The organism is Alteromonas gracilis, assembly GCF_002993325.1.
Lineage (GTDB): Bacteria > Pseudomonadota > Gammaproteobacteria > Enterobacterales > Alteromonadaceae > Alteromonas > Alteromonas gracilis.
In genome coordinates, this window is the sequence record NZ_PVNO01000031.1 from 153,017 (window position 1) to 166,174 (window position 13,158).

The following is a 13,158-nucleotide window of genomic DNA, read 5'->3' on the forward strand; positions in this document are numbered from 1 at the left end:
AAATAGAATGAGTAAATCAGCGCTTTCACATGGAAAGATTATAAAAAGTAGCTTTAAGGTGCCTAGATGGGCCAAGAACCGCCATGTGCAGACGATTTGGCCGCGCTTTATTCAAAAGCGTTTACCTTTGTCTTACCACATGGAGCGATTAACACTACCTGACGATGATTTTGTCGATGTCGCTTGGGGGCCTAAGCCACAAGAAACCTCGGGGATCGTTGTTATGTTTCACGGTCTCGAAGGCAGTATACGGTCGCATTACGCTAACGATATGATGGCGCAGCTATCAGTCAATGGGTGGCAGGTGGTGATGATGCACTATCGTGGCTGCAGCGGCGTACCGAATCTTAAAGCAAGAGCGTATCACAGTGGTGAAACGGAAGACCCGAGCTTTTTCTTAGAGTGGCTGCACGAGAAATTCCCACGGATACCCAAAGTGGCTATTGGTTTTTCTCTTGGCGGAAACATGTTGCTGAAGTTACTCGGTGAGCATCCAGCACAAAAATGGCTGAAGGCCGCTGTTGCTATATCTTCTCCGCTCAAGCTTTCCGAGTGTGCAAAGTCTATTAACCAGGGCTTTTCAAGGGTATATCAGAAGTATCTGCTTACCAGTATGAAAGACACACTGCGCAAAAAGATGGAGTACATCGACTATCGTAAACTGATTCAGCTAACGAAAAGTGATGTAGATAATATTAACAGCTTTACCCAGTTTGATGAAAAAATCACGGCACCCCTTCACGGTTTTGCTGACGCCCAAGATTATTATGAAAAGTGTAGCGCTTATCATTTCTTAAGTGCAATTCACTGTCCCACGTTAGTACTGCATAGTATTGATGATCCGTTCATGAACCATCTAATTGTGCCCAAAGAAGAAGAGCTTGCCCGCAATGTAACGGTAGAGCTGAGCGAGCGTGGTGGACATGTAGGGTTTATGCAAGGCTCAATACTGAACCCGAAAGTGTGGCTGCACGAGCGTGTGAAACGCTTTGTCAGCGAAGCGTTGCCCGTTAATTCCACCTGTAGTTATGTAAGCCGCTAAATCGCGATGTTTTTGTCGTAAAAATTGCAACCGACGTTCTTAACGAGGAGTTTTAATGATAGTTCCCATCGACGCGCTAGAAGCCGATACGCTTTACAGCTTGGCCGAATCTTTTGTACTGCGCGAAGGAACCGACTATGGCGAAGAAGAAGTGTCTTTAGACGTTAAAGTCCAACAAGTCTTAGAGAGACTTAAGTCAGGTGAAGCCGTGTTAGTTTACTCAGAACTTCATGAAAGCGTGGACATAAAAAGAAAAGAAGATATTCAGCCGAGTGACGAGACTGAATAAACAAAAAAGCCGGGTCGAGCAACCCGGCAACCTTCCTGAGGAGAGGGAGGCTTAAAACGCGTATCGTGCAGTGACCTGCATAATATCCAAATCATCAATAATGCGGTAATTCGCACCGACTGCCCATTGAGGGGTGATATAGTAGTTAGCGCCTACTCTGAATGTAACCTCACCGTCATCAACATCGTAGTAACCCACTTCACCCGCTAGCTCTACCTGCTCTGTAATCATTGAGCGAAGACCTGCGTTAATGCTGTAGCCTGTTTCGTCGTTTACATCACCGTCAATGCGCTCTAAGTTTGCGCCGAAATACGCGTCGGTAGTGGCATTTACAGGTAAACGATAGCCGGCGCCAAGGGTTAACATATCGAAGTCGAAGTTACCCTCTTCAAAGAAGCTGTATTCACCGTTAAGGTACCAGTTGCTGTTTAAAAGGTACTTACCGTTAACGGTCAAACCATCTGGCTCGAATGACTCGTTGTCATCAAAGTCCATCTTAGTATAACCACCTTCTACATAACGCCAGTCTGGCTTGTCTGCCATAGCTGAAAGAGGAAGTGTAGCTGCAGTCAGTGCTGCCGTGATAAGTGTGATTGCTTTGCGCATGTGATAACTCCTTAAATGTTCAGCAGTCCGCTTAATATTGAAAAGCGTGTTTAGCACGCCCTAAACCGGACGTTACGAACTGCCGGATTGATGAACACAAAAAACAAATTTCCTTTTGTGACATCGTTATTCTTTCCATAAAGAACTCGCATCAGATTTAATCATCAAGATGACGTTCACTAGAAACTTTGCAAAGGCTTTGCCAACAGCAGCATGTTGCTCAGAATTCTTTGTGTGAAATTTTCATAAGTAATTGATCAAAATATAAAAAATATTCTGTAGTTTAAGGGGGCACGCCATAGATTGATTTAAGGAAGCTAATAGATTGTGCATTCTAGATACATTTTGGCATGACTAACTGTCTCTAAAAAACAACAGTTATCCTTTCGTATAGGTCATCGGACGTTCTTACACACTAGTAATTGGACCAAGTTTAAAATTAGTTTTTCCGCAAATTGTTGTAAGTAAAAGCAAAAAATCACTCCTAGCACTCACACTATCGTGTTGGAACGCCTTTTGCTGATGTGCCTACGAGTTATCCAATTTTCACCTTTGCCATTTCGGCATGGAATTCGTGATTAAAAAGCAGGTAATCACGAGGGTTGAAGGAAAGGAGTAGAGCACCTTTTCGAGTGTGAGCAGAAGTAACCACGTTGGTTTTGTGCACTTATCCGCTGGGAAGCGACGAACCACACTTACGTTCACCATCACTTGGATGACTATTGTTTTCAAAAGGAGAGGACAAATGGCTAAGCCAGTTTTATTTTTCGACCACGTTTCACAAAAGAGTGCAAAGCATTCACGTAAACACGTGCTATCACGCATTCTTTTAGCGATGACCAGTGTTATCGCATTCGTTAATTTTCAGCAAGTCATGGCAATCGAGGTTAACGACAGCAACCAGCCTCAAAAAACGTCACCGGTTTTACAGTCAGTTATCGATGCTGCGCGCGATTCGGCAACGCAAAGCTATGAACAGGATGATCATGGATTAAACAGTAAGTTAAAAGAGATAGATTACACTACCTATCGGTCGATCCGCTTTAAGCCAGAACAAAGTTTATGGCACGGCGAGAACGATTATGAACTGCAGTTTTTTCACCCTGGCTTTTTATATGAATACCCAGTCACTATTCACACTATTGGTGGGGATAACAAACCAGAGCGACTTGCGTTTAATAGTGAGATGTTTAACTACGATGGTTCTGCATCGAACTTGGCTGGATTGACCGACGAAAAGTCGGGTTTTGCGGGATTTCGCGTTCATTATCCAATTAAGAGTGAAGAGTACAAAGATGAATTCGCGGTATTCTTAGGCGCGTCATACTTTCGCCTTGTGGGGAAAAATCAGGTTTATGGCATTTCAGCTCGAGGCTTGGCTATTGATACGGCGTTGGCGAAAGGCGAAGAATTCCCTCATTTCACCGAGTTTTGGATAATTGAGCCTAGCGAAGGTAAGCCCATAACAATTTATGCACGTCTTGAAAGCCCCTCAGTAGCTGGCGCGTATAAATTTGTCATTCAGCCAGATATTGACACTAGTGTAAAAGTGGAAAGCTGGCTATTTGCTAGAGATGATGTGAGTAAGCTTGGTATTGCACCGTTTACTAGTATGTTCTTGTATGGCGAGAACACTGAAAAGCGTCATGATGACTATCGCCCCGAAGTACACGATAGCGATGGTGTGCTTATGGTCACTCACGCAGATGAAGAAATTTGGCGACCGCTTACTAACCCAGCCCGCTTGCAGGTTACCTCTTTAAGCGATGCAAATCCTAAGGGGTTTGGGATGCTTCAACGCGATGGTGAATGGGATAATTATCTAGATGCCGAAGCCAATTATCATCTACGTCCAGGCCTTTGGGTAACACCTGAAGCTGGTTTTGAGAAAGGCCGGTTAGAAGTGGTAGAAATTCCCACTAAGTCTGAGATTCACGATAATATCGTCGCCTTTTGGACCCCCGAAAAGCCGTTTAAGTCAGGAGAGTCCCTCTACTTCGCTTATGAATTGAAGACCGTAGAGCAGAATCCATTTGTAAGTAAACTCGCGTCTGTAGTACGTACCCGTCAGGGCAAAGCTGTGCTACCCGGCGACGAGTTCAAAAACGACAGTTTAAATACTACTAGACAGTTCAGTGTAGACTTCAGCGCTCCTTCTTCAGTGTCTTTTGATGACAAGTCAATGAAACTTATTGTGCAGGGCACTAACGGCACAATTTCAAAGCAGCGTCTTTATCCTGTTGCTGATGGTCAAGAATGGCGTGCCACGTTTTTCGTAAAACCTAAAGAGAAGCAAACCGTTGATATGCGTGCATATATTGAGCACGACGGTAAACGTGTAAGCGAGGTTTGGAACTATGTCTATCAACCAAAATAACCCCGTGAACACATCATCTAACGAGGCTAAAGCCGTACCTCAGGTTAAAAGTGACGGCGCGGTGCGTCAATCACATTTCATCTTAAAAGGAGAGCATATGCGTTTGTTCATCATGGCAATGCTGGTTATTCCAAGTACGGCGCTGGCCGGTTGGAGTTTGTACGAAATATTTTTACCTAATGGGCTGACTAATTTAGAAATTGCGCAGTTAGGATTAGGGCTTACCCTGTTTGCATGGCTATGTATGGCTTTTTGGACCGGTATAATCGGTTTCTTTCTACAACTTTTTAATATCGACCCGCTTAGCTTACGGAAAAAACAAGCGCAGCCTAGTGCTGATATGCCACTGACGCAGAAACACGCTATCGTAATGCCGGTGTATAATGAAGATACCCGTCGTATTATGGTGGGGTTCGAGGCCTGTATTCGCGAGTTGATGGAAAGCAAAAATAGCGCTCAGTTCGATTTTTACATGCTAAGTGATACCCGTGATATGGAAAAGGCCGATGCTGAACTGCGCGCTTTTACCCGTCTAAAGAAACGCTTAGGTGCGTTCTCAAATCAGGTTTTTTACCGTCGCCGCGAGCAAAATCTTCATAGAAAAGTGGGCAATCTAAAAGAGTTTTGCGAACGCTGGGGGGCTAATTACGAGTCAATGATTGTGCTTGACGCGGACAGCGTTATGACCGGAGAACGGATGCAAGATCTTGCTCGTCGTATAGAACAAAATCCAGATACCGCGCTAGTGCAAACTATTCCAATGCCGGTGCGCCAGAACACATTTTTTGGTCGCTTTGTACAGTTTGCGGCCCATTTATATAGCCCAATGCTTGCCACTGGATTGTCATTCTGGCAAACCGATAGCGCCAACTACTGGGGGCACAATGCCATTATTCGTATTGCTCCTTTCATGCAGCATTGCGGGCTTCCTACACTTGAAGGGCGAGCCCCATTTGGTGGCGAAATATTAAGTCATGACTTTGTAGAAGCCGCTTTATTGCGCCGTGCTGGGTGGCAGGCCTACTTGCTTACCGATACAACAGGCAGCTACGAAGAAGTACCAAGCAATATTGTTGATTACGCCATTCGCGACCGCCGCTGGGTGCAGGGCAATATACAGCATTTGGGGCTGCTTAATGTGAAAGGCCTTAAAATGGCGAACCGTCTGCACTTTTTATTTGGTGCTTTCGCTTATATTTCTTCACTCATTTTATTTTGCATGTTGGCGTTGGGCACGGCCGATGCGTTAATACGTGCAACGTCAGTACCTGAGTTTTTCGTCTCTGAGTATCAACTTTTCCCAAGTTGGCAAGTGGCTCGTCAAGACATGATGATGGTGACGATGTGGGGAACCGCAGCGCTTCTCTTTTTACCGAAAGTGCTGGGTATTGCATTAGCGTTAATAAAGCGTCGCAGCGAGTTTGGCGGAGCGTGGTCATTGATCAAAGGCGCCGTTGTTGAACTGGCCATGGCTGTGCTTATTGCCCCCCTTATGATGTTCTACCACAGCTATTTTGTGATCAGTGTTTTTGTTGGTCATTCTGTTAAGTGGGAAGCGCAAGAGCGTGAAGGACGTAAGGTACCTTGGAGCGTTGCAATTAAACATACGCAAATCATGAGTTGTCTAGCAGTAGCGTGGGGAGTCACCACATTCTACTTTACGCCCTCGCTGTTTATGTGGCTGCTACCTGTGTTAGTAGGCATGGTGTTGGCTGCGCCTGTTATTCGTTTAACCAGCAGTGACAAGCTAGGCGTAATTATGCGGAAGTGGGGAGTATTCGTTATCGATCAAGAGGTTTACGAGTGCAAAGCCCTCAAGCGTCTACGCGTAGCGATGCACTATTTTGCAATTACACAGCATAAAGCAGAGGTGCCCACACTGCCAGATAATGTATGGCAAAGTATGCCGGTGCAGGCGCTTGGTGAAAAGCCTTTACCTATGCGTTACAGATTACCAAATAGCGCCCACTAAGTGTTGAGTAATACGAACATAAAAAACCGCACTTAACGTGCGGTTTTTTTTATCTATGCGGACTGGTATTAGGCATCAACAACCTTAACTGAAAGTAGTGCAGGCAAAAGCTGGGTTTCTTCCCCCAATTTGCCAACCTGTTACTGTTCAAATGTTACTGAAAATGTCACAGGAACCGTTGTTGTGATGCTTTTGAGGCCAGCAATTTTTTGAAGTGCAGCTACGCCATCAGCAAGACCGAAAGATTCAGCTTTGATAAGCGTAGGTGCAGTCGTTGATACTGATAACATATCGTCACTGACCTTACTGGCTTGCACAGAAAATGAAGTAGGTACCGCTTTACCATGTAGCGTTAGTATACCGTTCACTTTTCCGTTAACTACATCACCTGTCTGAAGATTCATCATCGATTCAGGTAAGCTTGCTTCAAAGGTCGCTTGTGCAAATTTCGTTACGTTAAACAGCATCTCCTGCATCCGCTCGTTACGAATATCAATTGCCGTATTAACCGACGACAAATCCACAGCGACGCTGAGTTTACCGCTATCAGACAACGATCCCTCGAAGCTATCAAATTTATGAATTTCTGTAACTTGGGCGTTTTTCGTTGATAAAAAATGCAGCACACTGGTTTCGCCGTCAATTGACCAATCAGCTGCAGCAGGGAACGCTAGCCCACAAGTCAGCAGTGCTGCCGATAACGTGCGAATACGTGTAATCATCATAGGTTACTCCTTCTACTATTGGGTTCCATCTGGCTTGATTTAACCACGACCAGAGTAATGAGGCCCAGCAACATTACCACGCTATTATACGTTGGTTAGCACGCTGCGCTATCAGTTTGATACGCGCTAATGCCGATGCGGGTTTACAAAATCATTATACTGGACAACATCTTGCCATGGCACCCGTTGATCGCCCATTACCACAAAATCTGGGTTCTCTAGCGAATGACGTTGGTTATAGGTGAGAGGTTCAAAATTTGCAGCTGCAATACTGCCGCCTGCTTCAGAAACAATACACTGAGATGCCCCCGTGTCCCATTCGCCAGTGATGCCAATGCGCATAAACACGTCTGCTTTACCTTCTGCGATAAAGCACGCTTTCAGCGAACAACTTCCAAGGGGGAGGGTTTGATATACCCGTTTTGCGCACATTCTACTGAGTACTTTTTCTCGCGACTGACGACGACTGATAGCGATCATAACAACGCTATTTTTAGGGTCGTCTAACTTACGCACTTTGATCGGGTGATCACCATCTGGCGATGACTTAAATGCGCCCTTGCCTTTTTGAGCGTAATACAGTGATTGTCCGGGAGGCCAAAATATAACGCCAATGGTTGGTTCGTTATTTTCGATCAAGGCAATATTTACGGCAAAGTCGCCGCTTCGTGCAATAAACTCTTGAGTGCCGTCGATCGGGTCTATGAGCCAATATCGCGGCCAATGCTTTCGCTCTTCTAAACTTGCGTGTTTATTTTCTTCAGAAAGAATGGGGATATCAGGTGTAGCGGCTTTTAGGCGCTTGTTAATGATATCGTTTGCCAGGTAGTCTGCGCTGGTGACAGGGGATTCGTCTTCTTTCTGGTAAGCGTCAAACTCACCTTTGTCGTACACTTCTAATACGGCTTCGCCAGCTTCAACGGCAATTTTTTTTGCAAGTTCTAGTAGGTCGGCATGGGCGTCATCGGGCATAGTTTATTGTTCCTTAAACCACTTTTGAGCTAAAAACAGCGCAGCTATGCAGCGTGCTTCTATAAAGTCTTCTCTAGCAAGTAAAGCATCTGCTTCATCTAAAGGCCAATGAATCACCTCGAGAGGTTCAGGCTCATCACCTTCTAGTTGCTTAGGATACAAGTCGCGGGCTAGTACGATGGTCATGTTGGCATTAAAGAAGGTTGGTGCCATACTCACTTTATGAAGCTCAATAAGGTCGTTGGCAGCAAAGCCTGCTTCTTCTTGAAGCTCGCGATTAGCTGCTTCAATGGCGGTTTCGCCCGGGTCAATTAAACCTTTCGGAAAACCAAGTTGATACGAGTGCGTTCCAGCGGCATATTCACGAATTAACACCATGGTGTTTTCATCTAGCATTGGCACAATCATCACCGCGCCTCTGTTACCCCCAGCCATGCGCTCAAACTCACGGGTGGCACCATTGGAAAACTCTAAGTCTAGGCGCTCTACCCTAAAGAGTTTACTCTGGGCAACGATTTCACGAGAATGAATTTGTGGTAACGGTTTGTTCGGATCAATTTTCGGCATGTCTCTCGCTACAACTTTGTTATCATACTTGTATACAATTTATTAGCTTACTTCATTATAAGGAAAATCGCTTGCCCTTTCTGCCCTGGAATGAAATAGATACTGTACTACTCGATATGGATGGAACTCTGTTGGACCTCCATTATGATAATCAGTTCTGGCTGCACCATTTACCTAAGCGTTTAGCGGAGTTGCGAGGCATTTCAGAAGCACAAAGCCAACAGGAAATGTCAGAGCGTTATGAAGCAGTGTTTGGTCAAATACAGTGGTATTGCTTAGATTATTGGGCTGAGTCACTGGCTTTAGACTTAGAAAATGAATTTATGCCGTTGAAACGGGAGCTCGCTCATTTACTTGCACTTCGAGAAGATACCATCCCTTTTCTAGATGCTCTGCATGCATCTGGTAGAGAAGTCGTGCTGGTAACTAATGCCCATCCCAATAGTTTGGCTCTCAAGATAGAGCATACTCAGCTTGACGCCCACATTGATAATCTGATTTCTACCCATGAGTTTGGGGTTACCAAAGAGTCTCAGCTGTTATGGGAACGTTTACAAAAGCGGGTGAAGTTTGATGCCAACAGAACGTTATTTGTTGATGATTCACTGCCGATATTGAATGCGGCAAAAACCTACGGAATTAAACATTTATTGGCCGTTGATAATCCTGACAGCACCCTGCCAAATAGAAACATTAGTGAGTTCCCTGCGGTGCGCGATTATCGTTTGATGCTTGAAGATATCGAAGCAAATCCAGTGAGTAATGCTGCAAAAAAACGTTTTTAAAGGAAGAAAGTAAATGGTCTCCGATACAATTTATGTTGGCTCAATAAACCCTGTTAAGATTAATGCTGCATTAAATACCCTATCTGACACCCTAGAACATGATTTCGATGCGCAAGGTATGGCAGTTCCAAGTGGCGTGCCAGACCAGCCAATGAGTGAGGACGAAACCCGTTTGGGGGCGATAAATCGGGTTAAAGCTATGCTAGCTCATCACCAAGGTGGGTTGACCGATGCCTGGTATGTGGCTATCGAAGGGGGAGTGGATGTTTTTGAAGATGGCCCTGCAACATTCGCTTATGTCGCTATATACCATGAGGGTCATTGGTCAGTAACAAGAAGTGCCAGTTTGCCCCTTCCGGTTAGCGTTTATCAGGCGCTTCAGCGAGGCGAAGAACTAGGGCCGGTAATGGACAAACTGTTTGATATGACGAATGTTAAGCAAAAAGGTGGTGCAATCGGTCTGCTTACGTTGAATCACGCCACACGCCAAAGTGTGTATGAAGTCGCATTAACGTTGGCCATGGCTAAATTTCACTTTCCCGATCTCTACACCGATTAGTCGCTGCATCATAACTTTGTTATGCAATTGGCATCTTATAGCTAAGTACTGAGCGCTCACAAAGGATAGCGATTTATTGTGAGCCTTGGTCGAAATATTTGATTAACTTACCTTGTTGTACCAGTACGCCTAGATAATCACCCACCCAGCGAGACTTAACGTGTTCGCAATTGCGGCGTGTTACCGCATGTATTGATACTAATATCGTCTACTGCGTTGCTCTGAAATCTTTACCGCGTTAAGTAATCTTTTCTGATCTACGGCGTTATTTTTTTATAATCAGTTTCTTTTTATCTCTGCAAGGTATTGAATTAACTTGAAAATAATTCAATTGTCACCTTGGCTTTCTAGTTGCACCACTCTCATTCCAAAAGGATTAAGGAGAGTGACAATGAGTGAGACAATTAATACCTACAACCCTGCTACAGGTGAAAAAATCGATCATTATCATTTGATGTCAGCTGAAGACGCAGAGCAAGCCGTAACGCGTTCGCAAGAAGCGTATTTGAACTGGCGTCGTACATCATTTGAAACCCGTGCAGACTTGTTAAACAACCTTGCTGACTTAATGGAAGAGCGAATTGATGATTTAGCCAGCCTAATGACAAGGGAAATGGGTAAAGTAACGGCTCAAGGAAAGCAAGAAGTGCAGCTGTGTGCGGAAATATGTCGCTACACTGCCGAGCACGGTGCATCTATTTTAGAAGATGAACATCGTATTTTTGAGGGTGGTCGCGCCATTATCACTTATCAGCCAATCGGCGTGATTCTAGGTATTCAGCCTTGGAACTTCCCGCTTTACCAAGTTATTCGTTATAGCGTTTCAAATATTATGGCAGGCAACACGACTGTACTTAAGCACGCTAAAAACGTATTCGGTATGGCGCAGGCTATCCAACAAATGTATGAAGATGCAGGATTCCCGAAAAATGTATACCAGTCGCTGTTAATAGATGGCAGTACGGCAAGCGATTTGATTAAACATAAGCATGTTCGCGGCGTAACCTTTACTGGTAGTGATGAAGTAGGTAAACAAGTAGCGAAAGAAGCAGCAAGCTTATCGAAAAAAACGGTAATGGAACTTGGCAGTAACGACGCCTTTGTCGTACTTGAAGATGCGGATATCGATAACGCGGTAGAAATGTGTATTCAAGGTCGAGTAATAAATAATGGTGAAACTTGCGTAGCAGCCAAGCGTTTTGTTGTAGTTGATAGCGTGTATGATGAATTTAGAGATAAATTTGTTGCGCAGTGTAAGAAGTTGAAAGTGGGTGACCCTACTGACGAAAACACAGATTTAGGCCCAATGGCGCGCGAAGATCTACGTGACGAATTACACGAACAGGTAAAAAAATCACTGGAAGCCGGTGCTACACTAACCCTAGGCGGAGAAGTACCAGATTCAAACGGTTATTTTTATCCTGTAACTATTCTTGAAGATGTATCGCCTGGTATGCCTGCTTATGATGATGAACTATTTGGCCCAGTAGCGTCTTTGATTAGAGCTCGAGATGACAAGCAGGCGATGGAAGTAGCGAATGATTCGCGCTATGGATTGGGCGGCGGTATTTTCAGTACCGACACTGATAAAGCCATTGCGCTTGCGAAAGATGAGTTTGATACAGGTATGGTAAATATTAACGGTTATTCGTTAGCACAGCCTAATCTACCGTTTGGTGGAGTAAAAGATAGCGGCTATGGTCGTGAACACGGTGGTTATGGTATGCGTGAATTCGTTAACATCAAAACCATTATGGTAGCGGAAAATACTGCAGACTAATCACCAGCAAGCTACTTAGCGTTAGAAGGCGGGCAATTGCCCGCCTTTTTTGTGTCTAAAATGCAAAGGCTAGCCCCCTCATTTTTGCAGTTATCATTAAGCGCGTCTTTCATCATGTATTTCTGGGCGATGCTTGGTGTAATCGGCTCATCTTTTTACCCTTTATGGCAATTCAGGCAATTGTTCTGATCTTGCTGAACTAATTTCATTACTGTGACGGTCCTTTCGTAAAACAATTGTGTATAAAGAATTGGGCGTCAAAACAAGGAGAATGTGATGAAGGCTCTAACTAGACAAAAAGAGACATTGAGTGTTGGTTTGAATAATCGACCGGTTATTCGCCGTTTCGCGTTACGTACTTTTTTAACTGCGGTCGTGCTCTCCCTTCCACTTCCATCTGTTGCCCACGCAAACTCTGCTTCGCATGAAGAGCGTAACAATGCCAATAATACGGCGAGCGCTGAGGTATCCCCGCGTTTGTGTAAAGACGTATCGCTTCAAGTATTAGGCTCTGGCGGCCCCGAACTCGATGACGGCCGAAGCTCTAGCGCTTATCTTATTTGGATAGACGAAAAGGCGCGGGTTTTGATTGATGCGGGAAGCGGAAGTAGCGTGCAGTTTGGCGCTTCTGGCGCTCAATTTGAAACGCTGAATGCTATCTTGCTTTCTCATTTACATACTGATCATGCGGCGGATTTGCCTAGCTTTATCAAAGGGGGGTACTTCACGGAGCGAGATACCGATTTATTGGTAATTGGGCCTGATGGAAACGACGTTATGCCATCAACCGAGGATTACATTGCCTCATTATTGGGAAAAGAAGGCGCCTTTAGGTATCTATCTTCTTACACCATTAAAGGGAAAGACGACTACGCTATTTTGCCAAAATCTGTCAATAATGCGTTTCTTAAAACGCCTTTCGACCACAAGATAGATAATGAGGTTAGTATTGAAGCCATTGCGGTAAATCATGGTCCCATTCCAGCGCTTGCTTGGAAAGTAAATGCAAAAGGCTGTGAGCTCGTGTTTTCGGGAGACACTAACGATGAAGAAGGCCACCTTGCAAAGTTTGCGAAAAACGCTGACCTGCTTGTGCTGCATAACGCAATTGACGATTCTGCTCCTCAAGCAGCAAAAAATCTTCACATGACGCCTACTCAACTCATAGACATTGCAAAGCGCTCTGAAGCTAAGCGAATAGTATTGTCGCACTTTATGCAACGAAGTGAACCCGGTATCGATGCACTCACTGAGGCGATGACGGTTATTGCCCCGGGTCGTGTGTATGCGGCTCAGGATTTAATGAATATTACGCTGAACGAGTGAGGGCTACAAAGGTAACTCGCGGGCGTTACGCTTCGCTTGGAAACTAGTCAGTGCCTCCTGAGTGGGCAATTATCTATGCGGATTGGTATAAGGCTAATACTGTCGCGACAAATAAAAATGCAGAGCATGCGGCTCTGCATTTTTTATTTGATACTGTT

The 13,158-nt window shown here is 44.7% G+C and carries 12 protein-coding genes; 8 read left to right on the top strand and 4 right to left on the bottom strand.

What is annotated here, in order from left to right; genetic code table 11:
- The first annotated feature begins 7 nt into the window (after positions 1-7).
- Complete coding sequence (locus C6Y39_RS17335) at positions 8-1,042, top strand: hydrolase (protein ID WP_105932475.1); 1,035 nt, start codon at positions 8-10, stop codon at positions 1,040-1,042.
- A gap of 55 nt (positions 1,043-1,097) precedes the next feature.
- Positions 1,098-1,331 (top strand): YheU family protein, encoded by a 234-nt coding sequence (locus tag C6Y39_RS17340; RefSeq protein ID WP_105932476.1) that lies wholly within the window; start codon positions 1,098-1,100, stop codon positions 1,329-1,331.
- A gap of 51 nt (positions 1,332-1,382) precedes the next feature.
- Here C6Y39_RS17340 and C6Y39_RS17345 read toward each other — a convergent pair whose 3' ends face one another.
- On the bottom strand, positions 1,383-1,937 hold the full coding sequence (locus tag C6Y39_RS17345) for an outer membrane beta-barrel protein (RefSeq protein WP_105932477.1): 555 nt from the start codon (positions 1,935-1,937) through the stop codon (positions 1,383-1,385).
- Between the two features lie 745 nt (positions 1,938-2,682).
- Here C6Y39_RS17345 and C6Y39_RS17350 point away from each other — a divergent pair.
- Together C6Y39_RS17350 and mdoH are read left to right on the top strand one after the other, a co-directional pair.
- Positions 2,683-4,314 (top strand): OpgD/OpgG family glucan biosynthesis protein, encoded by a 1,632-nt coding sequence (locus C6Y39_RS17350; protein WP_105932478.1) that lies wholly within the window; start codon positions 2,683-2,685, stop codon positions 4,312-4,314.
- On the top strand, positions 4,295-6,286 hold the full coding sequence (gene mdoH, locus C6Y39_RS17355) for a glucans biosynthesis glucosyltransferase MdoH (RefSeq protein ID WP_105932479.1): 1,992 nt from the start codon (positions 4,295-4,297) through the stop codon (positions 6,284-6,286). Before C6Y39_RS17350 ends, mdoH begins: the two co-directional genes overlap by 20 nt.
- Positions 6,287-6,426: 140 nt before the next feature.
- On the opposite strand, the gene C6Y39_RS17360 is transcribed toward mdoH, so the two are convergent.
- The 3 genes from C6Y39_RS17360 to nudE form a co-directional block, all read right to left on the bottom strand.
- Positions 6,427-7,011, bottom strand: coding sequence for a YceI family protein (locus C6Y39_RS17360; RefSeq protein ID WP_105932480.1), 585 nt, complete (start codon positions 7,009-7,011; stop codon positions 6,427-6,429).
- Positions 7,012-7,137: 126 nt separating this feature from the next.
- Positions 7,138-7,983, bottom strand: a complete 846-nt coding sequence (gene cysQ / locus C6Y39_RS17365) for a 3'(2'),5'-bisphosphate nucleotidase CysQ (RefSeq protein ID WP_105932481.1) — start codon at positions 7,981-7,983, stop codon at positions 7,138-7,140.
- Positions 7,984-7,986: 3 nt separating this feature from the next.
- Positions 7,987-8,550: an ADP compounds hydrolase NudE gene (gene nudE / locus C6Y39_RS17370; protein WP_105932482.1), complete on the bottom strand. Its 564-nt coding sequence runs from the start codon at positions 8,548-8,550 to the stop codon at positions 7,987-7,989.
- Positions 8,551-8,621: 71 nt separating this feature from the next.
- Between nudE and yrfG the strand changes: the two genes are divergently transcribed.
- The 4 genes from yrfG to C6Y39_RS17390 all read left to right on the top strand — a co-directional run bounded on the left by yrfG (position 8,622) and on the right by C6Y39_RS17390 (position 13,000).
- Positions 8,622-9,335, top strand: coding sequence for a GMP/IMP nucleotidase (gene yrfG, locus C6Y39_RS17375; RefSeq protein WP_105932483.1), 714 nt, complete (start codon positions 8,622-8,624; stop codon positions 9,333-9,335).
- A gap of 13 nt (positions 9,336-9,348) precedes the next feature.
- The gene (gene yjjX / locus C6Y39_RS17380; protein WP_105932484.1) at positions 9,349-9,894 is read left to right on the top strand and encodes an inosine/xanthosine triphosphatase; all 546 of its coding nucleotides are present in this window, start codon (positions 9,349-9,351) and stop codon (positions 9,892-9,894) included.
- Between the two features lie 391 nt (positions 9,895-10,285).
- Positions 10,286-11,674 carry an NAD-dependent succinate-semialdehyde dehydrogenase gene (locus tag C6Y39_RS17385; RefSeq protein ID WP_105932485.1) on the top strand — a complete coding sequence of 463 codons (1,389 nt, stop codon included), beginning with the start codon at positions 10,286-10,288 and terminating at the stop codon, positions 11,672-11,674.
- A 276-nt stretch (positions 11,675-11,950) separates the two neighbouring features.
- Positions 11,951-13,000, top strand: a complete 1,050-nt coding sequence (locus tag C6Y39_RS17390) for an MBL fold metallo-hydrolase (protein WP_105932486.1) — start codon at positions 11,951-11,953, stop codon at positions 12,998-13,000.
- Positions 13,001-13,158 lie beyond the last annotated feature (158 nt).